Raw genomic sequence first — 25,078 nt, 5'->3', positions numbered from 1 at the left:
GAGCTGCGAGCTGCGAGCGTCCGCCCCGCCGACGCCCCTCACGCCACGAACGTCCTCGGCGCCTCCGTCCCCGTCGTCGCGCCGGTCTTCACCAGCCGGGCCGCCGCCGCGAGCCGGGCCGCCGCCTCGTCCGCGACCGGGCCGCCGACGGTGAAGGGCAGCCGGACGAAGCCCTCGAAGGCCCCGTCGACCCCGAAGCGCGGACCGGACGGCACCCGCACCCCGACCCGCTCGCCGACCTCGGCGATCCGCGAGCCGGAGAGCCCCCCGGTCCGCACCCAGAGGGTCAGCCCGCCGTCCGGAACGGCGAACTCCCAGTCCGGCAGCTCCCGGCGGACCGCCGTCACCAGCGCGTCGCGGTTCTCCCGGGCCTGGGTGCGGCGGACGGCGACCGCCTGCTCCCAGCCGCCGGTGCGCAGCAGCCAGTTGACGCCGAGCTGCTCCAGCACGGGCGTTCCGAGGTCGGCGTAGGCGCGGGCGGCGACCAGCGAGCGGATCACCTCGGGAGACGCCCGTACCCAGCCGATCCGCATCCCGGCCCAGAACGCCTTGCTCGCCGATCCGACGGTGAGCACCGTGGACCCGGCCGGGTCGAAGGCGCAGACCGGCCGGGGCATCTCCCGGCCCCCGTCGAGATGCAGCTCCGACATGGTCTCGTCCACCACCAGGACCGTGCCGGCCGAACGGGCCGCGTCGACCAGCCAGCGGCGCTGGTCGTCGTCGGCCAGCGCGCCCGTGGGGTTGTGGAAGTCCGCGACGACATAGGCCAGCCGGGGCGCGGCGTCCCGCAGCACCTGCCGCCATCTCGGCAGGTCCCAGCCGCCGAGGCCCTCCTCCATCGCGACCGGCACGAGCCGCGCCCCGGCCTCGCGCATCAGCTGGAGGATGTTGGCGTAGCTGGGCGACTCGACGGCGACCCGCTCGCCGCGTCCGGCGAAGAGATGGCAGATGGCGTCCATCGCGCCCATCGCGCCGGTGGTGACCATGATCTGCTCGGGCATGGTGGGGATGCCCCGGTCGGTGTAGCGCTCGGCGAGCATCCGGCGCAGGGCCGGGATCCCGGCCGGGTAGTCGCCGTGGGTGTGGGCGTACGGCGGCAGCTCCTCCAGGGCGCCCTGGATGCTGCGGGTGAGCCACGGCTCGGGCGCGGGCAGCGCGGCGCAGCCCAGGTCGATCATGGAGCCGAGGGATTCCGGCGGCAGCGGCTCCAGGCCGCGCGCGGGCAGCGGATTCCCGGCCGGCACGGCGGTCCAGCTGCCCGCGCCCCGGCGGGATTCGAGGAATCCCTCGGAGCGCAGCGCCTCGTAGGCGGCGGCGACGGTGGTGCGGCTGACGGAGAGCGCCACGGCCAGTTCCCGTTCGGCGGGGAGCCGCGCGGCGACGGGGACCCGGCCCTCCAGGACGAGCAGCCGGACGCCGTCCGCGAGCGCACGGTAGGCGGGCGGCTTACGGGCGCCCGGGCCGGCGGGGCGGGGCTGCTGGGAGGAGAGTTGGCGGGCCAGCTGGGATGCGCCGACCGCCGAAGTCCACTGCGTCATGGAAATCAGTCCACCTTCCCGGAATTGGCCATGGTTGCCATCGGTTCCATAGCCACAGAGTGGCACGGGTCAGTCCAGAACCACCAGAGGGGCCATCGCCGTGACCAGAAGGTCCACCCATCTCACCCGCCGGCTGTGCCGGCTGTACGCGGGGCTGGCGCTGTACGGGGCGAGTTCGGCGCTGCTGGTGAGCGGCGGACTCGGCCTGGAGCCGTGGAATGTGCTGAACGAGGGGCTGGCCGAGCGGACCGGGCTGACCATCGGCACGATGTCGATCATCGTCGGCGCGGCGGTGCTGCTGCTGTGGATACCGCTCCGGCAGCGCCCCGGCCTGGGCACGGTCTCCAATGTCTTCGTGATCGGTCTGGCGATGGACGGGACCCTGGCGCTGCTGCCGGACGTCGAGGGTCTGGGGGCGCGGATCCCGCTGATGGCGGCGGGCGTGGTGCTGAACGGCGCGGCGACCGGCCTCTACATCGCGGCGCGCTTCGGGCCCGGCCCGCGCGACGGTCTCATGACGGGTCTGCACCGGGTCACGGGCCGCTCGATCCGGCTGGTGCGGACGGGGATCGAGGTGACCGTGGTGGCGACGGGATTCGCCCTGGGCGGTTCGGTCGGTGTCGGCACGGTCGTGTACGCGCTGGCGATCGGCCCGCTCGCCCAGCTGTTCCTGCGGGTCTTCACCCCCGCCGGCGACCCGGCCCCCGCGACTCCCGCCGCCCCCGCGACTCCCGCCGCCCCTGCGACTCCCGCGGCCTCTGCGGCCCCCGACCGGCCGTCGTCGCCGGGACCGGGCGAGGGCGCTCCGGCGGCGGCCCTCGGCGCTCTCCCCGTGATCGGTGACGCTCTGCCCGTGACCGGCGGGGACGGTTCCCCGGCGACCGGCGGGCGATAATTCCCCGGTGACTCGCGTACGCCATCCCTATCTGGATCACCCGCTGACCCTGCCCTTCGCCCACCGGGGCGGCGCGGCGGACGGGATCGAGAACACGGCCGCCGCGTTCCGGCGGGCGGCCGGTCTCGGCTACCGCTACTTCGAGACCGATGTGCACACCACGTCGGACGGGAAGCTGGTCGCGTTCCACGACACCACGCTGGACCGGGTCACGGACGCGCGCGGACGGCTGGCCCGGCTGCCGTGGAGCGAGGTGCGGCGGGCGCGGGTGGCGGGACGGGAGCCGCTGCCGCTCTTCGAGGAGCTGCTGGAGGAGTTCCCCGGGGCGCGCTGGAACGTGGACGTCAAGGCCGAGTCCGCCCTCGCGCCCCTGGTCGAGCTGGTGCGCCGGACGGGGGCGTGGGACCGGGTCTGCGTCGGTTCGTTCTCGGAGGCCCGGGTGGCTCGGGCGGCCCGGCTGGCCGGTCCCCGGCTGGCGACCTCGTACGGGGTGCGCGGGGTGCTGGGGCTGCGGATGCGCTCGCTCGGCGTGCCGGTCGCGGTGCGCGCCGGGGCCGTCTGCGTCCAGGTCCCGGAGACCCGCGCCGGGGTGCGGGTGGTGGACCGGCGGTTCGTGCGGGCGGCGCACGCGCGGGGAATCCAGGTGCACGTCTGGACGGTGAACGACCCGGAGCGGATGACCCGGCTCCTGGACCTGGGCGTGGATGGCATCATGACCGATCATCTGGAGACGCTGCGCGCCGTGCTGACCGGCCGGGGGGCCTGGGCCTGATTCGCCCGCGCGCCCCGGGGAACACACACCGCGAGGCGCGGACGCGGGGGCGCGCGGGACCGCCCGTACCCCCGGAGGCACGCACCGCGAGCGCGGGCGAGGAGTTGGGGGCGCGGATGACCGCGGAGACCGCGGACGGGGCGGCCGGGGGAAGCGGGAAGGGCGCGGAGGGCGCGGAGCGCCGCCGGGAGCAGCGGGGCTGGTACTTCTACGACTTCGCCTGCTCGGTCTATTCGACGAGTGTCGTCACGGTGTTCCTGGGGCCGTATCTGACGTCGGTGGCGAAGGCGGCGGCGGACGCCGACGGGTTCGTCCGTCCGCTGGGCGTCCCGGTGCGGGCGGGTTCGCTGTTCGCCTACTCGATCTCGGTGTCGGTGGTGCTGGCGGTGCTGCTGATGCCGCTGGCGGGCGCGTGGGCCGACCGTACGGGGCGGCGGAAGCCGCTGCTGGCGGCGGCCGCGTACACAGGGTCGGCGGCGACGGCGGGGATGTTCTTCCTCGGCGGCGAACGCTACGCGCTGGGCGCGGTGCTGCTGATCGTCGCGAACGCCGCGCTGTCGGTCTCGATGGTGCTCTACAACGCCTATCTGCCGGAGCTGGCCGGGCCGGGCGAGCGGGACGCCGTCTCCTCGCGGGGCTGGGCGTTCGGCTACACCTCGGGCGCGCTGGTGCTGGTGCTCGATCTGGTGCTGTACAGCGGGCACGCGTCCTTCGGCCTGTCGGAGGCGGAGGCGGTACGGATCTGTCTGGCGACGGCGGGGCTGTGGTGGGGCGCGTTCACGGTGATCCCGCTGCGGCGGCTGCGGGACCGGCGGGCGGGACCCGACGGCCCGGACGGCGCGGGCGGCGTGGGTACGGGGTGGGGCCAGCTGGTGGCGACCCTGAGGGACATGCGGCGGCATCCGCTGACCCTGTCGTTCCTGCTGGCGTATCTGGTCTACAACGACGGCATCCAGACGGTGATCTCGCAGGCGTCCGTCTACGGCTCCGAGGAGCTGGGGCTCGACCAGACGACGCTGATCGTCGCGGTGCTGCTGGTGCAGGTGCTGGCTGTGGCGGGCGCCCTCGGCATGGGACGCCTCGCCCGGACGCATGGCGCGAAACGGACCGTTCTGGGCTCGCTGGCGGTGTGGACGCTGATTCTGGTGGCCGGCTTCCTGCTTCCGGCGGCCTCGCCGGTCTGGTTCTTCGCGCTGGCGGCGGCGATCGGCCTGGTTCTGGGCGGCAGTCAGGCGCTGTCCAGGTCGCTTTTCTCACACCTGGTGCCGCGCGGCAAGGAGGCGGCGTACTTCTCGGCGTACGAGATGAGCGACCGCGGGCTGAGCTGGCTCGGGCCGCTGTTCTTCGGGCTCGCGTACCAGCTGACCGGCAGTTATCGCGATGCGATCCTCTCTCTGATCGTCTTCTTCGGGCTGGGCTTCGTCCTGCTCGCCCGGGTTCCCGTCGCCCGTGCGGTGGCCGCCGCGGGCAATCCGGTGCCGGAGCGGATTTAGACGGTGCAGTGAAAGGCCGGTAGTGTACGCGTTTGGCCTGCCAGGCGGACCGTTACTGCGCACAGGGGGGAAGTGGAATCCGTGGGTGACACTTTCTGCCAGATGTGACAAACCGGGCACTGGCGGGTACCCCAACCTTGGGAAAGCAGCGGCACGACGGGCGACGCATGACCCGGAACGGGAATCTTTACGGCCGACCGGACGTTGACCGGATGACGACGACAGCGACACCTGTCCTGTGGGCGACAAGCCCGGGAGGCACGATTCATGAGTGAGCGAGCTCTCCGCGGCACGCGACTCGTGGTTACCAGCTACGAGACGGACCGCGGCATCGATCTGGCCCCGCGCCAGGCGGTGGAGTACGCATGCCAGAACGGACATCGTTTTGAGATGCCGTTCTCGGTCGAGGCAGAAATTCCGCCGGAGTGGGAGTGCAAGGCGTGCGGCGCCCAGGCACTCCTGGTGGACGGGGACGGCCCCGAAGAGAAGAAGGGCAAGCCCGCGCGCACGCACTGGGACATGCTCATGGAGCGGCGTACCCGCGAGGAGCTGGAGGAGGTGCTGGCCGAGAGGCTGGCGGTTCTGCGCTCCGGTGCCATGAACATCGCCGTGCATCCGCGGGACAGCAGGAAGTCCGCTTAACCGGATCCCGAGAGCATCAGGCGAGACAAGAGCCGCGGGCCGTCTCACACCATGTGTGTGAGACGGCCCGCGGCTCTTTGCGCGCGCCCGGGGGCGATCGCCTTCTCGGCGCGCCCGGGGCGGGTCCTCACGCGTGCGTTCGGGCCCGGTCCTTCACGCGCCGGGCCCCGGGGTCGGTCCTCCGTGCGGGCCCGGTGCGGGTGTTCCACCCCCGGGCCGGGGGACGGAACACCCGCACCGGACAGTACGGACGTACGAGAGGGCCGGTCAGCGGGCGAGCGGCGGCCTGGGGCCGCTCGGGTCCGCGTCCCCGGCGGAGGGGTTCGGGGGAGCGTCGTCACGGATGACCTCGCCCTGGACGATCTTTCCGTCGGGGCGGTGCATCCGCGCCTGCTGGAAGGCGTCCCCCAGGCTGCCGGGACCCGCGGCGCGCATCCGGCGCTCCAGCGAGCGCTCCGCGTACCGCCCCAGCAGGGAGCGGACGGGCGGGGCGAGCAGCAGCAGGCCGGCCACGTCGGAGAGCAGTCCGGGCAGCATGATCAGCAGCCCGCCGAGCATCAGAAGCCCGTTGCCGTCGCCGCTGGTGCCGCTGGTGCCCTTTGTCGGGGTGCTCTGCGGTGCGCCGCTCTGCTGCTGCTGGAGCGTCTCGGTCAGATTGCGGAAGGCCCGTCGTCCGGCGCGCTTGACCACCGCCGCGCCGAGCAGGCCGCCCGCGACGAGCAGGGCGAACACGGTGAGTCCGCCGGCCGCCCCGGCGACCAGGGTCAGCAGCCAGATCTCCAGGACCAGCCAGGCGGCGACGGAGAGCGGGATGAGGGTGCGGGCGCGTGAGCGCTTGGGGCCGGGGGCTGAAGGGGGCATGGCGCCGGTCGTCATGCTCCCAGTGTGCCTGGACGCCCGCCGAAGCGGTGTAAGGGGGTGATCAGGAAGATCGTTCCCCGCCTTCGCGGGGCTCGCGGGCGGGGAGGCCGTTCCGCCCGGGCGCGCCCGGCGCCGAGTCCGGCGGCTCCCGGGCCGCGATCCGGGCCAGCGCGGCGGCCGACGGCGATCCGGCCGCCGCCGAGTAGACGACGACCACCTCGCGCGGGTCGTCGGTGAGCCGCATCGTCTCGAAGGACAGCTCCAGGACGCCGGCCGAGGGATGGCGGATCGCGGTGGTGCCGTGGCTGATCCCGAGGACGGCGTGCCGGGACCAGAGGGCGCGGAAGTCGGCGCTGGCGCGGGCCAGCTCGGCGACATGGGCGGCCAGCTCGGCGTCGTGCGGGTATTGAGCGACCTCGGTGCGCAGATACGCGGTGGTCTCGTGGGCCTTGGTCTCCCAGTCGGCGTACAGCTCGCGGGCGCGCGGATCGGTGAAGACGATCCAGCCGACGTGGCGGCGCTCGGGCGGGATCCGGGCGAAGTCGACGAAGACCTCCGACGCCGGCCGGTTCCACTCCCGGATCAGTCCGCGCGCGCCGACCAGATAGGCGGGGGCGGTCATGGCCTGGAGGGCCTGGCGCACTCCGGAGCGTACGGGCGTCTCGGCCGGGTCGCGCGGGGTGAGGGCGTCGGGCCGGGCGAGCCGGTAGAGGTGGCGGTGTTCGGCCGGGGTGAGCCGGAGCGCTCTGGCGACCGCGTCCAGGACGGTGTCGGAGACCTGGGAGGCGCGGCCCCGCTCCAGCCGGATGTAGTGGTCGACGCTGACGTCCGCGAGGGCGGCGACCTCCTCCCTGCGCAGTCCGTCCACCCGCCGGGATCCCGAGGTGGGCAGCCCCACGTCGCCCGGGCCGAGCCGGGCCCGCCGGGACAGCAGGAAGTTCCGGAGTTCTGGGTTGTGGAGGGCCATGGCGCAGATTATGTGCCGGGGGGAAACGCCCGGGGCAGCCCCGTCACGGGGTCCGGGCGAACGTTGTCCGAGAAGCGCCGCCCGGGTCGCCCCGGCGGGAGCCGGACGACCGGGGCCGGTCCCTCGGGGGCCGCACCGTCTCCGGCGCGGCCCCCGGGGTCCCCCGTACCCCCCATTCCCCCGTGCCCGGCCCCGTGCGTCCGCTCGGGGGCGGGCCGCCCCGCTCGCGCGGCCGGTCCGCAGGCGGGGAGCGGGCCGGACGCGGAGGCGCGGGGCGTTCGGGCGGGACTGCATCCAGTCTCGGCGGCCGCCGCCCGGGGCGACAGGGCACGGCTCGCCCTGGACGGGCAGCGGCCGGTGTGGTATCCGGCCGCCGGGGCCCGAGGACCCCGGGAGCTTCAGGGACCGGGCTCAGGGATTCGGGCGGCCGCGCAGCTTGTTGGTGCGTTCCGACAGTCCCCAGCCGGCGATCCGCCACAGGGCCTCGACGGCGATGTCCCGGTTCATCTTGGAGTCGCCGTGTTCGCGCTCGACGAACGTGATCGGGACCTCGACCACGTGATAGCCGGCCGCGACGGACCGGCGGGCGAGGTCGACCTGGAAGCAGTAGCCCTGGGAGGTGACCTCGCCGAGTCCGAGGCCGCGCAGGGTGTCGGCGCGGAAGGCGCGGAAGCCGCCGGTGACGTCGCGGATGGAGAGGCCGAGGAGCATCCGGGAGTAGGTGCTGCCGCCGCGGGAGATGAACTCGCGGTACTTGGGCCAGTTGACCACCCGGCCGCCGGGGACCCAGCGGGAGCCGAGGACCAGGTCGGCGCCCTTGAGGGCGGTCAGCAGCCTGGGCAGCTCCTCCGGCTGGTGGGAGCCGTCCGCGTCCATCTCGATCAGTACGTCGTAGCCGTGCTCCAGGCCCCAGGAGAAGCCCGCGAGATAGGCCGCGCCGAGTCCTTCCTTGCCCTTGCGGTGCAGCACCCGCACCTGGTCGTCCTCGTGGGCGAGCTCGTCGGCGATCTTGCCGGTGCCGTCGGGGCTGTTGTCGTCGGCGACGAGGACGTCCGCGTCGGGCACGGCGGCGCGCACCCGGGAGACGATCGTCGTGATGTTCTCGGCCTCGTTGTAGGTCGGAATGATCACCAAGGATCTGCCGAGCGGCCCGTACCGCTTCGCCTGGGCTTCGCTGTCCCTAGCGCCGTCGTTCACTGCTGGCCCCTTTTATGTCCGTGCACAGAGACCCACCATAGCGATCGCCGGGCGGGGCCCCGCGACGGCACGGACACGGACGCCGGGGCGGGCCGTGCGCGCGGCGGGGCCGAAGGGGTACGGACAGGGGTCCGGCGTCCTTCGGGCCGGCCTGGGACCCGCCGGCTGCGGGCCGACCGAGACCGTTGTCTACTGAACGCCGGACCCCGTCCGGGTCTCACCCGCCGTCCGGCTGCAACCTTGCCCCGCCCCCGAGGCGCGGGCGCTGGACCTGGCTCCCAGTGGCGGTGCTCCGGTGCGGCGCACCGCCCATGGCCCAGCGGCGTTCGACGACTGCGTGGTGGTCCGCCGGTCGGACGTCCTGTGGTGGACTCGGCCGAACCTACCCGCCCGTGGGCGCTCCATGTCAACAGTCGTGCGATCTGCGCGGTTTGCCCAATTCGGCGGCGTCGGCGCGGAAGATCCGCAGGTCGCGGCCGACCGCCCCGGACACCATCCCGGGGTTCACCGCGCCCGTACGTCACTCGTTCGGCGGCTCACGACCGGTTTGTCCAGATGGTCCGGCCGGCCACCACGGTCCGCAGACAGACGGGAAGCTCGTTGCCGGGGGTGAGGTCGGGCAGTCCGGGGGTGCCGGAGCGCGGATCGGTCGACCAGCGGGCGACCCGGTCGTCGGGGGCCTGGACCACCAGTTCGCCGGTGCGCCAGAGGGCGTAGTCGGCGGGCGCGCCGGGCGCCAGGACCCCGGCGTCGTCGCGCCCGGCCGCCCGCCAGCCGCCCCGGGTGTGGGCGGTGAAGGCGGCGCGGACCGAGATCCGGTGCTCGGGCGTGCGGTGGAAGGCGGCGGCGCGGACCGTGCCCCAGGGGTCGAGCGGGGTGACGGGGCTGTCGGAGCCGAGGGCGAGCGGCACCCCGGCGCGCAGGAGCGCGGCGTACGGGTTGAGGGTGCGGGCCCGCTCCACGCCCAGCCGCTCGGCGTACATGCCGTCGTCGCCGCCCCAGGCCGCGTCGAAGGCGGGCTGGACGGAGGCGGTGAGTCCGAATTCGGCGAAGGCGGCGACGGTCTCGGGGGTGAGCATCTCGGCGTGCTCGATCCGGTGGCGGGCGGCGCGGATCCGGGCCAGGCCGAGGGTCTCGGCGGCGGCCCGCACCCCGTCCGTGACGGCGGTGAGGGCGGCGTCCCCGATGGCGTGGAAACCGGCCTGGAGGCCGGCTTCGGTGCAGGCGGTGACATGGGCGGCGACGGCGGCCGCGTCGAGGTGGCCCGTGCCCCGGTGGGCCGCGTCGGCGTACGGGTCGTGCAGACAGGCGGTGTGGGAGCCGAGGGAGCCGTCGACGAAGAGGTCCCCCGCCGCTCCGGCGGCGCCCAGCTCCCGGATCCGCAGCGCGTCCTTCGCGTCCGCGATCCGCTCGGCCCAGTAGCCGACGACCCGGGGGCCGGGGCCGGCCTCGGCGAGGGCGAGCAGGGCGGTGAAGTCGTCCTCGTCGGAGATGTCGGGTCCGGCGCACTCGTGGACGGTGCCGATGCCCAGCGAGGCGGCGTGCTCCAGGGCGGCGCGCTGGGCCGACTCGCGCTGGGCGGGGGTGACGGCGGCGTGGGCGGCGGCCCGTACGGCGTGGTGGGCGGCGTCGGTGAGCGGCCCGTCGGGGTGGTAGCCGGTCAGCCGCTCGATCCCGGGCACCAGGTCGAGCAGGGCGGTGGTGACGACGGCCGAGTGGACGTCGATCCGGGTGAGGTAGAGCGGGCGGCGGCCGCTCGCCCCGTCCAGCTCGGCGCGGGTGGGGTGGCGGCGCTCGGGCCAGCGGGCGGCGTCCCAGCCGTGGCCGATGAGGACCTGTCCGTCGGGGCGGCCGGCGCTGTGCTCCCGCACCCGCCGCAGGGCGTCGGCGAGGGTGGGCGCGCCGGAGAGGTCGAGACCGGTGAGGGCGAGCCCGGTCGCCGTGGTGTGCACATGTGCGTCGGTGAACGCGGGCGTGACGAGAGCGCCTTCGAGGTCGACGACCTCGTCGACCCCGGCGGCGAAGGCGTCGGCGGCCCCCTCGGAGCCGACCCAGGCGACATGGCCCTGTTCGACCACCATCGCGGTGGCGAAGGGATCGGCGGGGCTGTGAACTTCTCCGCCGCGCAGCAGTGTGGTGCGGTGCTCGCCGCGGAGGGCGGTGCTCTCGGTCATGGGCACCAGCCTAGGGAGTGGTTCAGATGCGCGGCGGGCGGGCCTCGTAGGGGGTGGAGAGGACGACGGTGGTACGGGTGGAGACCCCGGCCAGCGAGCGGATGCGGGTGAGGAGGTTCTCCAGCTCCAGGGGGGTGGCGACCCGCACCTTGAGGATGTAGTTCTCGTCTCCGGCGACGCTGTGGCAGGCCTCGATCTCGGGTACGTCGGCGAGTCGTTCGGCGATGTCGTCGGGGGCGCTGGGGTCGAAGGGCTTGACCGAGATGAACGCGGTGAGCGGCAGACCCACCGCCTCGGGGTCCACGACCGCGGCGTACCCTCGGACGACTCCGCGCTGTTCGAGCCGGCGTACCCGCTGGTGCACCGCCGAGGTGGACAGGCCGGTGGCCTTGCCCAGGTCGGTGTAGCTCATGCGGCCGTCCTTGACGAGCAATTCAACGATGTGACGATCCAGCTCCTCCATGCGGATCAACCTAATTGGCGAAGCGGCCTCCGGCACAGCCCCGCGGGCCGTGCCGGGGCATCTGCGAGGGGCATGTGACGAACGCCACAGGAATGAATCGGCCTCGGCCGTGACCGGATGGTTACCCGCCAATCGCATGGGGAAGTGCTTGCTGTGGTCGAGGCCACATGTGCCTGATTGGCCCACCCGAGGGGGAGAACCCATGCAGAGTGTGAAGAACATCGGCCGTCCCGAACCGGAGCCCCTTGATCCGGCAGAGTCGGCCGAGATGGACGAGTTCGACGCGTACGACACCTTCGAGATGTACCGGGTCATCTGCCCGGACTGCGCGCAGCCCATCGCGCTCCTCGCCGACGAGGACGCGCTGCCGGAGCACGCTCTGTGCCCCACTCCGTGGAATCCGTTCGGGCTGACCGTCTGCACCGGCACCGGCCGCCCCGCCGGGCAGGCCCGTCCCGCCGACGAGACCCGTGAGGTCCAGGAGCAGGAGATGGGGCTGCTGCTGACGCTGCCTCAGGGCCTGGACTGGCGGATGCAGCCCTTCTCGCACGTCGGCGGGCCCGGCTCCCGCCCGGTGCGCGCCCGCGCCGCCTGACGGCCCCGTACGCGCATCCGTACCCGGCGGTCTCGAACCCGTGCGTACCGCTCGTACCCCGTACCCGATCCCGTAGTCCCCGCACCGTCCCGCGCCATGGCGGCCGACCGGCATGGCGCGGAACCGGCCTGCCCGGGCCGTGCGCCGCCGAGAGTGCCTCGACCGCACCACCGCTCGCCGTCCGTCCGGGTGTTGGGCGCGCGACGGCGCCGGGCGCACGATGCCCGGCGAATCGTTTCGGCCGCCGACGGCGCCTCGGTCGGAAACGCCCGTGCCGCGCTCTCGGGGAGAACGCGGCACCGGGACGGCGGAGTTCAGCGGGACTCGGGCCCCAGCAGATGACGGGCGATGACCATGCGCTGGATCTGGTTGGTGCCCTCCACGATCTGGAGCGCCTTCGCCTCGCGCATGTAACGCTCCACGGGGAAGTCGGCGGTGTAGCCGTAGCCGCCGAGCACCTGGACCGCGTCGGTGGTGACGCTCATGGCCGCGTCGGTGCAGAACAGCTTCGCCATGGCGGCCTGCCGGGAGAAGGGACGGCCCTCGTCCCGCAGCCGGGCGGCCTCCAGATACAGGGCGCGGCCCGCCTCGACCCGGGTCGCCATGTCGGCGAGCAGGAACCGCAGCCCCTGGAAGTCGGCGACGGGACGGCCGAACTGATGACGGCCGGCGGCGTAGCCGAGCGCCTCGTCCAGGGCCGCCTGCGCGACGCCGACCGCGCAGGCCGCGATGCCGAGCCGGCCGGAGTCCAGCGCGGAGAGCGCGATGGTGAAGCCCTGCCCCTCCTCGCCGATCCGGCGGGAGTCGGGGACCCGGACGCCGTCGAAGTGGAGCTGCGCGGTGGGCGAGCCCTTCATGCCCATCTTCTTCTCCGGCACGGCGGCGTTCAGCCCCGGCGCGTCGCCGGGGACCAGGAACGCGGTGATCCCCCGGGCCCCCTCCGCGCCGGTGCGCGCCAGAACGGTGCAGAAGTCCGCGACGCCGCCGTGGGTGATCCACGCCTTCGTCCCGGTGATGACCCAGTCGTCGCCGTCGCGCACGGCCTTGGTGCGCAGCGAGGCGGCGTCGGATCCCGAGGCGGGCTCGGAGAGGCAGTACGCGCCGAGCCGACCGCCGCCGAGCAGATCCGGCAGCCAGGCCGCCCGCTGCTCCTTGGAGCCGTATCCGGCGAGCGCGTGGCAGGCCAGGGTGTGGACGCTCACGCCGAGGCCCACGGTGAGGCGGCCGGCGGCCAGCTCCTCCAGGACCTGGAGATAGACCTCGTACGGCTGGTCCCCGCCGCCGTGCTCGCCGGCGTAGGGGAGGCCGAGCAGCCCCGAGGCGGACAGCAGGGAGAACAGCTCCCGGGGGAAGTGCCCGGACTCCTCCTCCTCGGCCGCCCGGGGGGCGACCTCCCGCTGGACGATGTCGCGGACCAGGGCGATCAGTTCCCTGGACTCCTCCGTGGGCAGCCGTCGGTCCACCGGCTGCGGGACGCTGTCGGACATTGCGCGCTCTCCTCCCTGTCGGGCGCTGGGGCGTCGCGCGCCAGGGGTGGAGCGCGCCTCGCCTGTCGTTTCGCCAGGCCGATGCTGCGCCTCCGGATCACGGAAGGGGCTGGGCGGCGGCTGTGGCGCGTTGAGTATGCCCGATCGGGGGAGTTCCGTCACGGGTGCGCCGGAACGGATGATCCGTCAGCCTCCGCCGTGCGGTGCGCCGCTGTTCCGGACGCGGGGCGGGAGCGCCCGGGAGGGCCCGGCGGGGGGACTACAGCAGGCCGAGCCGGGTGACGAGCATGGCGAGGACGATCACCAGGGCCCAGCCGACGATGTGCTCGACGACGTCGGAGCGGTCGTCGGGGCCGCCGGTGCGGGTGCGGGCGGAAGGAGCGACGGCGGCGGATACGGCGGAGCCTGCGGTGGAGGTCATGGTGTCTCGCTCGGTCGGCCGGCGGAGGGGGCGTCCGCCGGGGTCGGTCCGGGGGCCCGGCGGCCGGGTCCCGGGGCGCCGTCCGGTGGCCCGGTCCGGCGCACAGCGCCCGGTCCGGAGGTCCGGTGGCCCGGCGTTTCGACCACAGTGCCAGGAGACGTCCCCCGGGGCAGTGACTCGGGTCACTGCCCCTGAGGGCCGGAGATCGGCTCAGCGCACCCCGAGAGCGGCCAGAACCCGGCGCTGGGCGGGCGTGGGGCGCTCGGGCCAGTAGAGGTAGCAGACGCCTCCTGTGCCGGACACCACTTTCCCGCTCGCGCTGTACCGCTGGGTCCGGAGCCAGATCGTCTCCCATTCGCGGCGGCGGTAGACCCGGCGGACCGCGTCATTGGCGTCGGAGGCCGGATCGTTGGCGATCACATCGCCCTCGGGGGTGAACCCGATCACGGTCATCAGATGGCCGGCCGTCCCGTACCCCGCGCCGGTCAGCTCCTCCTCGCGGAAGGACTGCGAGGTGATGACCGGGATGCCCGCCGCGATCAGCCGCTCCACGTCGGTCAGCGAGCCGAGCCGGGTGACGACCGCGTTCATCCGGCGGTAGGTCGCCGCGTAGGCGGCGTTGAAGGCCCAGTTCCCGCAGCCCTCGTACTGGTGGTCGTAGGTGCGGCGGGCGGCGTGGCAGACCTGGGGATCGTCGAAGGCGGGATCGACCCAGGCGAGGTCCTCGTCGGTGGGGCGACGGCCCCAGTACTCGATGATCATCTGTGAGGAGGCCGGGCTGCACCAGGCCTCGCCGCCGTTGTCGTACTCGGGATAGCGGCCGATGTGGATGTTCTGCGAGTAGCGCGGCACGGCCAGCTCGCCCGCGGCCCCCGGGACGGTCTCGGGCACGGTGAACCGCTTCGGTACGTCCGAGGCCATCGCGCCGATCCGGCGGACCGCGGGGGTGAGCCGGGCGCCCGGCCTGCGGTGCAGGGTGAGCCGCAGCCGGTAGGAGGTCAGCCGCCGCCCGCCCGCCGGATCGTCGATCGCGAGGGTGTCGGTCCAGACGGAGGCCCGGCCGTCGGACTGGCCGTCCAGCGAGGCCCGCGCGATGTCGCCGTCGCCCGACGCCCAGCGGCCCAGCACGAACCACGGCGACCGGCCGCCGTCGTCGTAGCCGCCGCTCACCTCGACCAGGATCCAGGTGCCGGCCGGGGTCTTCGCGTTCCAGGAGGCGATCACCTCGGTGGCGGGGACCCTCGGGCGGTGCTCCGGCGAGGTCCAGACGGCGTACTCCCAGCTCTCGGTGCGGCCCGTGTGCGGGTCGGGGTACTCGACCACACCGGCCGGACGGGCGATGACCAGCCCGGGGCGCGGGCCCGCGACGGCGCGGACGCCCTCCCGGTCGCCGGAGCGCCAGTCGGTGTGGGAGACCCAGAAGCGGTTGTCCACGGCCGGGGGATCGAAGGGCCGTCCGGTCCCCGGCGCCGGGGACCGGACGGGCCCGGAGGAGGCCGCGGGAAGCGCGGAGACGGAGGAGGCGGAGAGCGCCCCCGCTCCCGCGGCCGCCGCGATCGCGGCGCTCAGCACGGTTCTGCGCGAAGTGGCCAAAGGGACCCCCAGGTCGGCGGCGCACGGCCGGTGGACTCGACGGGGGCCACTATCGCCGCTGACGGCGGCCGGGGCCAGCCTCCGGCGGCTTTTCCGGCGCGCCTCCCGGGACCGGGGCGCGGGGGTACGGGCACGGGGGCGCGGGGGCGCGGGGGTACGGGGCCGAGGGCGCGGGGGTACGGGCACGGGGGCGCGGGCCCCGACCCGAGCCGAGCCGCCCCGCCGACAGGAAGCACGCCGCCCGCCGTAGGGTGGCCGAATGGAGGATCTCGACCGGCCGGCCCGGACGCTGCGCGCGCTGCCCCCGTCCTGCGGCCCGGTGCGGCTGATCGCGGTCGACGGCCACGCGGGCTCCGGCAAGAGCACCTTCGCCGCCCGGCTCGCGGCGGCCCTGGAGCGTCCCGCGGGGGCCGCGCCCGTCCCCGTACTCCACCTGGACGATCTGGCCAGCCACGACGAACTCTTCGACTGGACGGACCGGATGCTCCGCCAGGTGATCGAGCCCCTCGCCCGGGGCACGGCCGCGCGATACGCCCCCTACGACTGGGTCGAGCGCCGTTTCACCCCCGCGCGCCCCCTCCCCGCCGCACCCGTGGTCCTGGTCGAGGGCGTGGGCGCCGGCCGCCGGGCGCTGCGCCCGTATCTGGCGGCGCTGCTGTGGATGGAACGGGACGCCGAAAGCTCCTGGTCGCGCGGCCGGCGGCGGGACGGGAGTGCGCTGACCGCCTTCTGGGACGGCTGGACAGCGGCGGAGACCCGCCATTTCTCGGCCGACCCGTCCCGCCCCTTCGCGGACGCGCTGATACGGGAGCGCCCCGAGGGATACGAGTTGCTCCCCGGCACCCGAACAAACGCACGCCAGAACCAGATCATCACACTGGGTGACCGGCTTTCCCGACCATACCGACCAGTCGGGAATCTGCCGGAAGAGGGCCCGAACTCTGCTTGACCGAGGGGCCGTACAGGTCTTACGTTCTCAATGTGCGGCTTTCGCGGCCGCCGCAGACACGAAGCCCCCGGTTGTTCCCCCGTGACCGGGGGCTTCGTTCTGCCCCGGCCGCGCCGCCCCCGAGCCCCCGTCCTCACCCTCGGTCACCGCGATCCGGATCACTTCCCGGCACCCTTAAGCTCGGCGTCCCCGCGCAGGTACGATGCCATTCGGTGGGGTCAAATCCCGTCCACGGAACGGCGGTTCGGTGCCTTGCCGCCGTCACCCGCCGACGGCGGACCGGGGGACGTCCTCCCGGACACGGCGCAGGTGCACTTTGTGGGGGACCTGATGGAATTCGGCACGCAGGGCGCACCGGCCCCGGCCGACCTCGCCTGGGTGCGCGGCGTGGACGCGTACACCATGGGGGCCTACCCCCAGGCTGAGGACGAGTTCCGGACGGCGGTGCAGCTCGACCCCGGTATGGCCGACGGCTGGCTGGGACTGCACGCCCTGCGCGTCGACACCGCCAACGCGCTGCTGCGGATGTACCGCGCCCGCGACCGCTTCGGCGAGCAGCGCACCCGCCACCGACGCACCCTCAATTCCTGGTACTGGCTCGGCTGGTGGGTCCAGCCGGTGCTGGAGACCCCGCGCGATCTGCTGCTCGCGCACGCCTCCCACTGGCTCGACGGCCGCCATGTGCCCGATCTGGACCGGGCGCTGGCCGGGCTGCCGCCCGTGGACACCGATCCCCAGGTGCGCTTTCTGCACGCCTGCCGCGCCTATCTGGTCAAGGACTGGGAGGAGCTGGTGCGGCACACCGAGCCGCTGGTCGACGATCCCCTGCTGGGCATCGAGGCCGGGCTCTTCGGCGGTATGGCCCGGGTGCGGCTGGAGATGTACGGACAGGCCGAGCCGCTGCTGTCGACGGCGCTGATGCGCTGCCGCAGCGAGCAGCCCCAGCGCAAGGAGCTGCGCTACTGGCTCGCCCGCGCCCATGAGGGCACCGGCCGCAGCGCGGCCGCCCTCCCGCTGTACCGGGCGGTGCACCGGATCGATCCGGCCTTCATGGACACCTCGGCCCGGCTGACGGCGATCGCGGAGTACGACGGGATCGACGGCTACGACGAATCGGCCGGGCTCGCGGTCTCCCTGGCCGGATTCGGACCCGAGCCCCTCCAGGAGCGGGCCACCGAGACGTCGGAGGCCGAGGGCGCCGCGGCCGAGGCCCGGCTCGGGCCCGATCCGCAGGACCGGATGCCCGGCTCCGTGCCGCCCGTACCGCTGCCCGACGCGATCCGGCGGCGGGACCGGACCCCGGCCCAGGGCTCCCCCGCGCTGCTCCCCTCGGGGCCGACCGACCCCGCGCTGCTGGCCGAGGCGCTCACCGAGCTGGAGCGGATGGTGGGCCTGGATCCGGTGAAACGGCAGGTCAAGGCGCTCTCCGCCCAGCTGGAGATGGCCCGGCTGCGGGCCGGTCAAGGGCTGCCGGTGCAGCCGCCGAAGCGCCATTTCATCTTCTCCGGGCCCTCGGGCACCGGAAAGACCACCGTCGCCCGGATCCTCGGCCGGGTCTTCTACGCGCTCGGACTGCTCGGCGGCGACCATCTGGTGGAGGCCCAGCGCTCCGACATGGTCGGCGAGTTCCTCGGCCAGACGGCGGTGAAGGCCAATGAGCTGATCGACTCGGCGCTCGGCGGGGTGCTCTTCGTGGACGAGGCGTACAGCCTGGCCAACTCGGGCTACACCAAGGGCGACGCCTACGGCGACGAGGCGCTCCAGGTGCTGCTGAAGCGGGCCGAGGACAATCGCGATCACCTGGTGGTGATCCTGGCCGGCTATCCGGAGGGCATGGACCGGCTGCTCGCCGCCAACCCCGGGCTGACCTCCCGCTTCACCACCCGCGTCGACTTCCCCTCGTACCGCCCGCTGGAGCTGACCGCGATCGGCGAGGTGCTGGCCGCGGAGAACGGCGATGTGTGGGACGAGGAGGCGGTGGACGAACTGCGCTCCATCAGCGGCCATGTGGTCGACCAGAGCTGGATCGACGAGCTGGGCAACGGCCGCTTTCTGCGGACCCTGTACGAGAAGAGCTGCGCCTACCGCGATCTGCGGCTCTCCGGCTATCCGGGGACGCCCACCCGGGAGGATCTCGCCACCCTGCGGCTGCCCGATCTGATGCAGGCGTACGGCGAGGTCCTCTCGGGCCGCGGTCCGAGGGAGCGCGGCCCGCAGGATCCCCCGGCGGGCTGACGCTCCGTCGGGGCGAAGGCCGTGAAAGAGGGGATCTAGGCCGCGGCCGCGGAGCTGTGCGACTCGACCAGCGCGCGCAGGGCGCGGGCGTCGTGGACGGCCGCCTCCCTGGCGACGCCCGGCTGGATGCCGAGGACCGGATGGCTGGTGCCGTCGCTCAGATCGAGGAAGACCCAGGGGTCGCCCTGGCGGAGATTGACCCGGACGATCTCCGCCCACTCCAGCCGGCGTACCCCGGTGATGTTGACGACGGTGACGCCCGTGTCGTCGGCGACCACCTTGGGCCGGGCCAGCAGGGCCGGCACCGCGAAGAGGATCAGCGCGGTGAAGACGAAGCTCATCCGCTCCCCCGGGCTGAGCCGGTCCAGCGTCAGACCGACGAAGGTGACGACGGCGAACATCGCGACGCCGGTGGTCAGCAGGATGACCCGGGTGCGGGTGGGCCGGAAGGTCACCGGGAGGGAGTGGTCCCGGGCGGGGGTGCTGGACATGGTTTCGAAGGTCCTCAGAGCCGGCAGGCGTGGATGGCGGTGGTGAGGATGGCTCGCGCGCCCAGCTCGTACAGATCGTCCATGATCCGCTGCGCCTCCTTGGCGGCGACCATGGAGCGCACCGCGACCCAGCCCTCGTGGTGCAGGGGGGAGATCGTGGGCGATTCGAGGCCGGGAGTGAGGGCGACGGCCTGTTCGAGGTGCTCGACCCGGCAGTCGTAGTCCATCATCACGTAGGAGCGGGCGACCAGGACGCCCTGGAGCCGGCGCAGGAACTGCTGCACCTTGGCGTCCTCGGCGTCGGCCCCGATGCGGCGGATGACCACGGCCTCGGAGGTCATGATCGGCTCGCCGATGACTTCCAGGCCCGCGTTGCGCAGCGAGGTCCCGGTCTCGACCACGTCCGCGATGATCTGGGCGACGCCCAGTTCGATCGCGGTCTCCACCGCGCCGTCGAGGTGGACCACGGAGGCGTCGATGGCGTTGTCGGCGAGGTGCTGGGCGACGATGCCCTCGTAGGAGGTGGCGACGGTCATGCCGCCGAAGTCCGCGACGCCGCTCGCCGTGCCCGGCCGGGTGGCGTAGCGGAAGGTGGAGCGGGCGAAGCCGAGCTGGAGGATCTCCTCGGCGCCGGCTCCGGAGTCCAGCAGCAGATCGCGGCCGGTGATGCCGATGTCGAGCCGGCCGGTGCTGACGTAGATCGCGATGTCCCGGGGGCGGAGGTAGAAGAACTCGACCTCGTTCTCCGGGTCGACCAGGACCAGTTCCTTCGACTCCTTGCGCTGCTGGTAGCCGGCCTCATGGAGCATCGCCGACGCAGGTCCGGACAGTGAACCCTTGTTGGGGACGGCGATGCGCAGCATGAGGTCGGCTTCCTTACGTAGACGGAGTGCGGGAAACGGAACGGAACGATCGGTCAGGCGGTCAGGCGGTGGTCGGTCGGTCGGTCAGAGGTGGGCGTAGACGTCGTCGAGGGAGATCCCGCGCGCGACCATCATCACCTGGACGTGGTAAAGCAGCTGCGAGATCTCCTCGGCGGCGGCTTCCTTGCCCTCGTACTCGGCGGCCATCCAGACTTCGGCGGCCTCCTCGACGACCTTCTTGCCGATGGCATGGACTCCCTTGCCCACCAGCTCGGCGGTGCGGGAGGTGGCCGGGTCGCCGGTCTGCGCCTTGAGCTGGAGCTCGGCGAAGAGTTCTTCGAAGGTTTTGTTCGCCATGATTCTCTCAGGGTACGGGGTGCGGCCGGGCCGTCAGCGCCAGGGTTCGCTGACCGAACGCAGGGTCGCGGCGGTGGCGACGGCCGCGGTGACCGCTTCGTGCCCCTTGTCCTCGGTCGACCCCTCGATGCCCGCGCGGGCGAGCGCCTGCTCCTCCGTGTCGCAGGTCAGTACGCCGAAGCCGACGGGGACGCCGGTGTCGACGGAGACCTGGGTGAGGCCCTGGGTGACGCCCTGGCACACGTACTCGAAGTGCGGGGTGCCGCCGCGGATGACGACTCCGAGCGCGACGATCGCGTCGTAGCCCCGGCCCGCGAGGACCTTGGCGACGACGGGCAGCTCGAAGCTGCCGGGGACCCGCAGCAGGGTCGGTTCGTCGATGCCCAGCTCGCCGAGGGCGCGCAGCGCGCCGTCGACGAGTCCGTCCATGATCTGCTCGTGCCACAGGGCCGCGACGACCGCGACGCGGAGGTCGCCGCAGTTGCGTACGGACAGTTCGGGTGCGCCCTTGCCGCTCACGCTTCTCCTTGAGGATTCTCGTCGTTGCTGATCACCGCGGGCCGTGCCGTCGGCCGTCGCGGGTGTAGCGGGTGTAGCGGTCCTCCGCGGTCCCGGTCACCGGCCGCCCGAGGCCGTGCCGCCGGTTCCGCGGGCGTCACTGATTGCCGCAGGCGGACGCGGCGGTCGCGTCGAGTCCGGGCAGATCGGGGAGATCGTGGCCCATCCGGTCCCGCTTGGTGCGCAGATAGCGGAGATTGTGCTCGCCGGCCTGGACGGGCATCGGCTCCCGGCCGTGGACGGTGAGGCCGTACCGGACCAGGGCGGTGACCTTGTCGGGGTTGTTGGTCATCAGCCGCAGGCTCCGGACGCCGAGGTCGGCGAGGATCTGCGCGCCGGCGGCGTAGTCGCGGGCGTCGGCGGGGAGCCCGAGTTCGAGGTTGGCGTCGAGGGTGTCGCGGCCCCGCTCCTGGAGTTCGTACGCGCGGAGCTTGGGCAGCAGTCCGATGCCCCGGCCCTCGTGGCCGCGGAGATAGACGATGACGCCGCGGCCCGCGCGGGTGACGCGCTCCATGGAGGCGTGCAGCTGGGGGCCGCAGTCGCAGCGCAGCGAGTGGAAGATGTCGCCGGTCAGGCACTCGGAGTGGACGCGGACGAGGAGGTCCTCGCCGTCGCCGACCTCGCCGTGGACGAGGGCGACGTGCTCCACCCCGTCGATGACGGAGCGGTAGCCGTAGGCGGTGAAGCGGCCGAAGGAGGTCGGCAGGTCGACGGCGGCCTCGCGCTGGACGGTGGGCTCGGTGGCGAGCCGGTGGGCGATCAGATCCTCGATGGAGATGATCGTCAGTCCGTGCTTGCGGGCGAAGGGGACCAGCTCGGGCAGGCGGAGCATGACGCCGTCCTCGCCGGCGATCTCCACGATGGCGCCCGCGGGGCGCAGTCCCGCGAGCCGGGCGAGATCGACCGCGGCCTCGGTGTGTCCGTTGCGGACCAGGACTCCGCCCGGCTTGGCGCGGAGCGGGAAGACATGGCCGGGGCGGACGAGGTCGGCGGGGGCGGCCTCGCCGCTCGCCAGCAGCCGCAGGGTGGTCGCGCGGTCGGCGGCGGAGATGCCGGTGGTGACGCCGTGGGCGGGGGCGGCGTCGACGGAGACGGTGAAGGCCGTCTGCATCGACTCGGTGTTGCGCTCGACCATCTGCGGGAGTTCGAGCCGGTTCAGCTCGTCGCTCTCCATGGGCGCGCAGATCAGTCCCCGGCACTCGCTCATCATGAAGGCGACGACCTCGGGGGTGGCCATCTCGGCGGCGATGACGAGATCGCCCTCGTTCTCCCGGTTCTCGTCGTCCACGACCACCACGGGGCGGCCCTCTTTGATGTCGCGAATGGCCTGCTCGACCGGGTCGAGGGCGAAGTCCTCACGATTGTCGGTGGAGTACCAGGTGGGGGCCGGCTCCGCGGTGCGCGGCGGACGGCCGGCGGGCGGGGCGGATTCCAGCGGGACGGAGGTCATGCCGGGGCTCCTTTCAGAACCGGGGTACGGGAGCGCAGCCACCAGTCGCGCAGGCCCCACAGGACGAGCGCGAAGTAGATCACGTAGACCAGACCGGAGAAGGCGAGGCCGCTGCTGAAGGCCAGGGGCACGCCGACGATGTCGACCAGCAGCCAGGCGAACCAGAACTCGACCAGTCCGCGCGCCTGGGCGACCATGGCGACGATGGTGCCGACGAAGATGTACGCGTCGGCCCACGGGCTCCACGACAGCGACGGGTAGAGGGTGAAGAGCCAGCCGACGGCGAGGGTGCCGGCGACGGCTCCGGCGGCGAGCAGCCCGCGCTCCTTCCAGGTGGCGAAGCGGACGGCGACGGAGCCGTCCTGGGCCTGCCGGCTGCCCCGGGTCCAGAGCCGCCAGCCCCAGAGCGCGACGAGGATGACGAGGAGCTGTTTGCCGACGCCGCCGCTGAGCTGGGCGGAGGCGTAGGCCCCGATCAGGACCACGCCGGAGAGCAGCTGGGCGGGCCAGGTCCACACCGAGCGCCGCCAGCCGAGCGCCAGGGCGATCAGACCGATCGTGTTGCCGATCATGTCGGACCATTTGATGTCCTGGCCGAAGGCGGTGAAGGCCACGGAGTTCAGCGTGGACAGGGCGCTCATGGCGCGATCTCCTGGGTTCGGGACCCGAGCAGCCGCTCGACGTACTTGGCGATGATGTCGACCTCGATGTTGACCGGGTCGCCGGTCCGCTTGAGGCCGAGGGTGGTCAGCGCGAGGGTGGTCGGGATGAGGCTCACGGTGAAGTGGTCGTCGCCCGCCTCCACGACGGTGAGGCTGACCCCGTCGACCGTGATCGAGCCCTTCTCCACCACATGGCGGGAGAGGGCGGCGGGGAGGGAGACCGTGACGATCTCCCAGTTCTCCGAGGGGGCGCGGTCGACGATGGTGCCGGTGGCGTCGACATGCCCCTGGACGATGTGTCCGCCGAGACGTCCGCCGACCGGTGTGGGCCGCTCCAGATTGACCCGGGAGCCGGGGGCGAGCGCGCCGAGGCTGGAGCGGGTGAGGGTCTCCGCCATCACATCGGCGGTGAACTGACCGTCGGCGGCCTCGACCACGGTCAGGCAGACGCCGTTGACCGCGATGGAGTCTCCGTGGCGCGCGCCGTCCGTGACCAGGGGGCCGCGCAGCCGGAAGCGGGAGGAGTCCCCCAGGTTCTCGACGGCGGTGACCTCGCCCAGCTCTTCGACGATTCCGGTGAACACTCAGCGCTCCTTGGGTGCGGTGACGGGGACGGCGGTGATCCGGAGATCGGGGCCGATGCGGACGGTGTCGGTCGTCTCGAGCCGGAACGCTTCGCCGATGGTGGAGATTCCGGCGTCGCCGAGGGCGGCGGGTCCGGCGCCGAGGAGTACGGGGGCGAGATAGGCCACGACCTGGTCGACGGCCCCGGCGGCGACGAAGGCTCCGGCGAGGGTGGGGCCGCCTTCGAGGAGGACGGAGCGGACGCCCCGTCCGTGCAGCTCGTCCAGCAGGGCGTGGACGGAGAGACCGCGCTCGCCGGCCGGGAGCCGGACGGTCTCGACGCCCGGCAGCCGGGCGGTGTCGGCGTGCTCGCCGACGGCGATCAGGGTGGGCGCGGCGTCGTCGAGGACGCGGGCGTCCGGCCGGATCACGGCGTGGGTGTCGAGGACCACGCGCAGGGGCTGGCTCGCGCCGTCGACGCCGCGCACGGCGAGGTGGGGATCGTCGGCGGCGAGGGTGCCGGAGCCGACCACGACCGCGTCGGCCTCGGCGCGCAGCCGGTGGACGTCGGCGCGGGCCTCGGGCGAGGTGATCCAGCGGCTGGTGCGGTCCCGGGCGGCGATCCGGCCGTCGAGGGTGGCGGCGTACTTCCAGCGGACGTGGGGGCGGCGCAGCCGTACGGAGGTGAGCCAGGCGATGTTGCCCGCCTCGGCCTCGGCGGCGAGCAGCCCGGACTCGACGCGGACGCCCGCGGCGCGCAGGGTGTCCGCGCCTCCGGACGCCTGCGGGGTGGGATCGGCGACGGCGTGGACGACGCGCTCCACCCCGGCCTCGATCAGCGCCCGGGAGCAGGGGCCGGTGCGTCCGGTGTGGTCGCAGGGTTCGAGGGTGACGTACGCGGTGCCGCCCCGGGCGCTCGCGCCCGCCTCGCGCAGGGCGTGCACCTCGGCGTGGGGTCCGCCGGCGCGCTGGTGCCAGCCGGTGCCGGCGATCTGTCCGAAGGCGTCGGTGACGACGCATCCCACGACCGGGTTGGGGCTGGTGAAGCCGAGTCCGCGGGCGGCGAGCGCGATCGCTCGGCGCATGGCGGCGGTGTCGGCTGCGGTGGCCACCGGGTCCTCCTGCCTCTTCGGGCACGGACTCCGGGGCCTGTCGATGACGACAGAGAGCGGGACGCCACGGCACATGGCCGCGCCGGGCCGAAGGGGCGCACCGATCGCCACAGAGGGCGATCAGCCGCCGCCGAGGGCCGGCATGCCGTGTGAAGGGCCGCCCGCCGCGCACTGCCTACCATCCGGACTTTAACCGTCGGTCCAGGAATTTCACCTGGTCAACCGGCCGCTGGCTGCGGACGGGTCGCGGACTGTAACCGCCGGTTCGGACTTTCACCGACCCCGGAGTGCGCTGCTGCTGATACAGGGCCAGTTTGCCACGGGTGGCTGTGGGCCATGCGGGTGATGGGTGTGGTCTGACTCACAAGGGGGGGCGGGCCGGGGGCCCGCGGGGGGCGTGGCGGGGGCTCACGGGGTCCCGTGCCGGGGGCTGCGGGGCGGGGGGGCGGGGCCGCCCGGGCGGCCGTGTCTCAGGCTCGGCCGGGGGCCAGGGGCCAGGGGCCAGGGCTTTCGCGCAGGCAGCCGGCCCCGGGGCGACGGAGGGCCGGGGCGGGCGCGCGGCGGGCGGCGGGCGGCGGGTCCCGCGGATCCGCGGGAGTTCGGTACCGGGTCGGGCCTCCGGGAGGCCGGGCTCGGGCACGGGAAGCCGGGAGGCCGGGCTCGGGCACGGGTACGGGAGGCCGGGCTCGGGCACGGGAGGCCGGGCCCCGGGCCCGCGGGAGACCCGGCACGGGGCCGA

At 73.6% G+C, this 25,078-nt stretch carries 23 protein-coding genes, 1 pseudogene and 1 riboswitch; of the genes and pseudogenes, 7 read left to right on the top strand and 17 right to left on the bottom strand.

The genetic code is table 11. The annotated features are described in order from the left end of the window. Positions 1-38: 38 nt before the first annotated feature. A complete protein-coding gene (locus tag ACF089_RS04150) occupies positions 39-1,538 on the bottom strand; it encodes a PLP-dependent aminotransferase family protein (RefSeq protein WP_392021459.1) in 1,500 nt (499 codons plus the stop codon). Between the two features lie 94 nt (positions 1,539-1,632). Here ACF089_RS04150 and ACF089_RS04145 point away from each other — a divergent pair. From ACF089_RS04145 to ACF089_RS04130, 4 genes and pseudogenes are all read left to right on the top strand, one after another. Next, positions 1,633-2,271: pseudogene (locus ACF089_RS04145) on the top strand (YitT family protein); the annotation flags it as partial. A gap of 169 nt (positions 2,272-2,440) precedes the next feature. Next, the gene (locus ACF089_RS04140; RefSeq protein ID WP_392021455.1) at positions 2,441-3,205 is read left to right on the top strand and encodes a glycerophosphodiester phosphodiesterase family protein; all 765 of its coding nucleotides are present in this window, start codon (positions 2,441-2,443) and stop codon (positions 3,203-3,205) included. A gap of 116 nt (positions 3,206-3,321) precedes the next feature. Next, on the top strand, positions 3,322-4,698 hold the full coding sequence (locus ACF089_RS04135; protein WP_392021452.1) for an MFS transporter: 1,377 nt from the start codon (positions 3,322-3,324) through the stop codon (positions 4,696-4,698). 267 nt (positions 4,699-4,965) lie between these two features. Then, positions 4,966-5,340, top strand: a complete 375-nt coding sequence (locus ACF089_RS04130) for an RNA polymerase-binding protein RbpA (RefSeq protein WP_003959706.1) — start codon at positions 4,966-4,968, stop codon at positions 5,338-5,340. A 267-nt stretch (positions 5,341-5,607) separates the two neighbouring features. On the opposite strand, the gene fxsA is transcribed toward ACF089_RS04130, so the two are convergent. From fxsA to ACF089_RS04105, 5 genes are all read right to left on the bottom strand, one after another. Next, the gene (fxsA, locus tag ACF089_RS04125) at positions 5,608-6,216 is read right to left on the bottom strand and encodes an FxsA family membrane protein (protein WP_392021450.1); all 609 of its coding nucleotides are present in this window, start codon (positions 6,214-6,216) and stop codon (positions 5,608-5,610) included. Positions 6,217-6,262: 46 nt separating this feature from the next. Continuing rightward, positions 6,263-7,168, bottom strand: coding sequence for a helix-turn-helix domain-containing protein (locus ACF089_RS04120; protein ID WP_392021447.1), 906 nt, complete (start codon positions 7,166-7,168; stop codon positions 6,263-6,265). Between the two features lie 411 nt (positions 7,169-7,579). After that, positions 7,580-8,365, bottom strand: coding sequence for a polyprenol monophosphomannose synthase (locus tag ACF089_RS04115; protein WP_392021445.1), 786 nt, complete (start codon positions 8,363-8,365; stop codon positions 7,580-7,582). A 536-nt stretch (positions 8,366-8,901) separates the two neighbouring features. Continuing rightward, positions 8,902-10,539, bottom strand: a complete 1,638-nt coding sequence (locus ACF089_RS04110) for an amidohydrolase (RefSeq protein ID WP_392021443.1) — start codon at positions 10,537-10,539, stop codon at positions 8,902-8,904. 22 nt (positions 10,540-10,561) lie between these two features. Continuing rightward, entirely contained in the window at positions 10,562-11,002 is a 441-nt protein-coding gene (locus ACF089_RS04105; RefSeq protein ID WP_392021440.1) for an Lrp/AsnC family transcriptional regulator, read from the bottom strand. 202 nt (positions 11,003-11,204) lie between these two features. Here ACF089_RS04105 and ACF089_RS04100 point away from each other — a divergent pair, with 202 nt between their 5' ends. After that, positions 11,205-11,597 carry a hypothetical protein gene (locus ACF089_RS04100; protein WP_392021437.1) on the top strand — a complete coding sequence of 131 codons (393 nt, stop codon included), beginning with the start codon at positions 11,205-11,207 and terminating at the stop codon, positions 11,595-11,597. A 314-nt stretch (positions 11,598-11,911) separates the two neighbouring features. On the opposite strand, the gene ACF089_RS04095 is transcribed toward ACF089_RS04100, so the two are convergent. From ACF089_RS04095 to ACF089_RS04085, 3 genes are all read right to left on the bottom strand, one after another. Next, positions 11,912-13,084 carry an acyl-CoA dehydrogenase family protein gene (locus tag ACF089_RS04095; RefSeq protein WP_392021436.1) on the bottom strand — a complete coding sequence of 391 codons (1,173 nt, stop codon included), beginning with the start codon at positions 13,082-13,084 and terminating at the stop codon, positions 11,912-11,914. Positions 13,085-13,343: 259 nt separating this feature from the next. Next, positions 13,344-13,505, bottom strand: coding sequence for an SCO1431 family membrane protein (locus tag ACF089_RS04090; RefSeq protein ID WP_392021433.1), 162 nt, complete (start codon positions 13,503-13,505; stop codon positions 13,344-13,346). Between the two features lie 210 nt (positions 13,506-13,715). Continuing rightward, complete coding sequence (locus ACF089_RS04085; RefSeq protein WP_392021430.1) at positions 13,716-15,098, bottom strand: peptidase C39 family protein; 1,383 nt, start codon at positions 15,096-15,098, stop codon at positions 13,716-13,718. Positions 15,099-15,357: 259 nt separating this feature from the next. Between ACF089_RS04085 and ACF089_RS04080 the strand changes: the two genes are divergently transcribed. Together ACF089_RS04080 and ACF089_RS04075 are read left to right on the top strand one after the other, a co-directional pair. After that, a complete protein-coding gene (locus ACF089_RS04080; RefSeq protein ID WP_392021428.1) occupies positions 15,358-16,047 on the top strand; it encodes a uridine kinase in 690 nt (229 codons plus the stop codon). A 330-nt stretch (positions 16,048-16,377) separates the two neighbouring features. Beyond that, the gene (locus ACF089_RS04075) at positions 16,378-18,282 is read left to right on the top strand and encodes an AAA family ATPase (protein WP_392021425.1); all 1,905 of its coding nucleotides are present in this window, start codon (positions 16,378-16,380) and stop codon (positions 18,280-18,282) included. 35 nt (positions 18,283-18,317) lie between these two features. On the opposite strand, the gene ACF089_RS04070 is transcribed toward ACF089_RS04075, so the two are convergent. The 8 genes from ACF089_RS04070 to ribD form a co-directional block, all read right to left on the bottom strand. Beyond that, positions 18,318-18,773 carry a PH domain-containing protein gene (locus tag ACF089_RS04070; RefSeq protein WP_392021422.1) on the bottom strand — a complete coding sequence of 152 codons (456 nt, stop codon included), beginning with the start codon at positions 18,771-18,773 and terminating at the stop codon, positions 18,318-18,320. Positions 18,774-18,787: 14 nt separating this feature from the next. Next, the gene (gene hisG, locus ACF089_RS04065; protein WP_392021420.1) at positions 18,788-19,636 is read right to left on the bottom strand and encodes an ATP phosphoribosyltransferase; all 849 of its coding nucleotides are present in this window, start codon (positions 19,634-19,636) and stop codon (positions 18,788-18,790) included. 84 nt (positions 19,637-19,720) lie between these two features. Then, a complete protein-coding gene (locus ACF089_RS04060; protein ID WP_392021418.1) occupies positions 19,721-19,993 on the bottom strand; it encodes a phosphoribosyl-ATP diphosphatase in 273 nt (90 codons plus the stop codon). Between the two features lie 33 nt (positions 19,994-20,026). Beyond that, positions 20,027-20,512, bottom strand: a complete 486-nt coding sequence (gene ribH, locus ACF089_RS04055) for a 6,7-dimethyl-8-ribityllumazine synthase (RefSeq protein ID WP_392021415.1) — start codon at positions 20,510-20,512, stop codon at positions 20,027-20,029. Positions 20,513-20,648: 136 nt separating this feature from the next. Beyond that, positions 20,649-22,001: a bifunctional 3,4-dihydroxy-2-butanone-4-phosphate synthase/GTP cyclohydrolase II gene (locus ACF089_RS04050; protein ID WP_392021412.1), complete on the bottom strand. Its 1,353-nt coding sequence runs from the start codon at positions 21,999-22,001 to the stop codon at positions 20,649-20,651. After that, a complete protein-coding gene (locus ACF089_RS04045) occupies positions 21,998-22,642 on the bottom strand; it encodes a nicotinamide riboside transporter PnuC (protein WP_392021409.1) in 645 nt (214 codons plus the stop codon). Before ACF089_RS04045 ends, ACF089_RS04050 begins: the two co-directional genes overlap by 4 nt. Continuing rightward, positions 22,639-23,247: a riboflavin synthase gene (locus ACF089_RS04040; RefSeq protein WP_392021406.1), complete on the bottom strand. Its 609-nt coding sequence runs from the start codon at positions 23,245-23,247 to the stop codon at positions 22,639-22,641. The genes ACF089_RS04045 and ACF089_RS04040 overlap by 4 nt, the downstream gene beginning before the upstream one ends. Beyond that, positions 23,248-24,339 carry a bifunctional diaminohydroxyphosphoribosylaminopyrimidine deaminase/5-amino-6-(5-phosphoribosylamino)uracil reductase RibD gene (ribD, locus tag ACF089_RS04035; RefSeq protein WP_392021404.1) on the bottom strand — a complete coding sequence of 364 codons (1,092 nt, stop codon included), beginning with the start codon at positions 24,337-24,339 and terminating at the stop codon, positions 23,248-23,250. Between the two features lie 164 nt (positions 24,340-24,503). Then, a riboswitch (FMN riboswitch) is annotated at positions 24,504-24,634 on the bottom strand. Positions 24,635-25,078 lie beyond the last annotated feature (444 nt).

Origin of the sequence: Streptomyces sp. NPDC014894 (assembly GCF_043080985.1) — a bacterium.
Lineage (GTDB): Bacteria > Actinomycetota > Actinomycetes > Streptomycetales > Streptomycetaceae > Streptomyces.
This window is presented reverse-complemented; position numbering and strand designations above follow the sequence as displayed.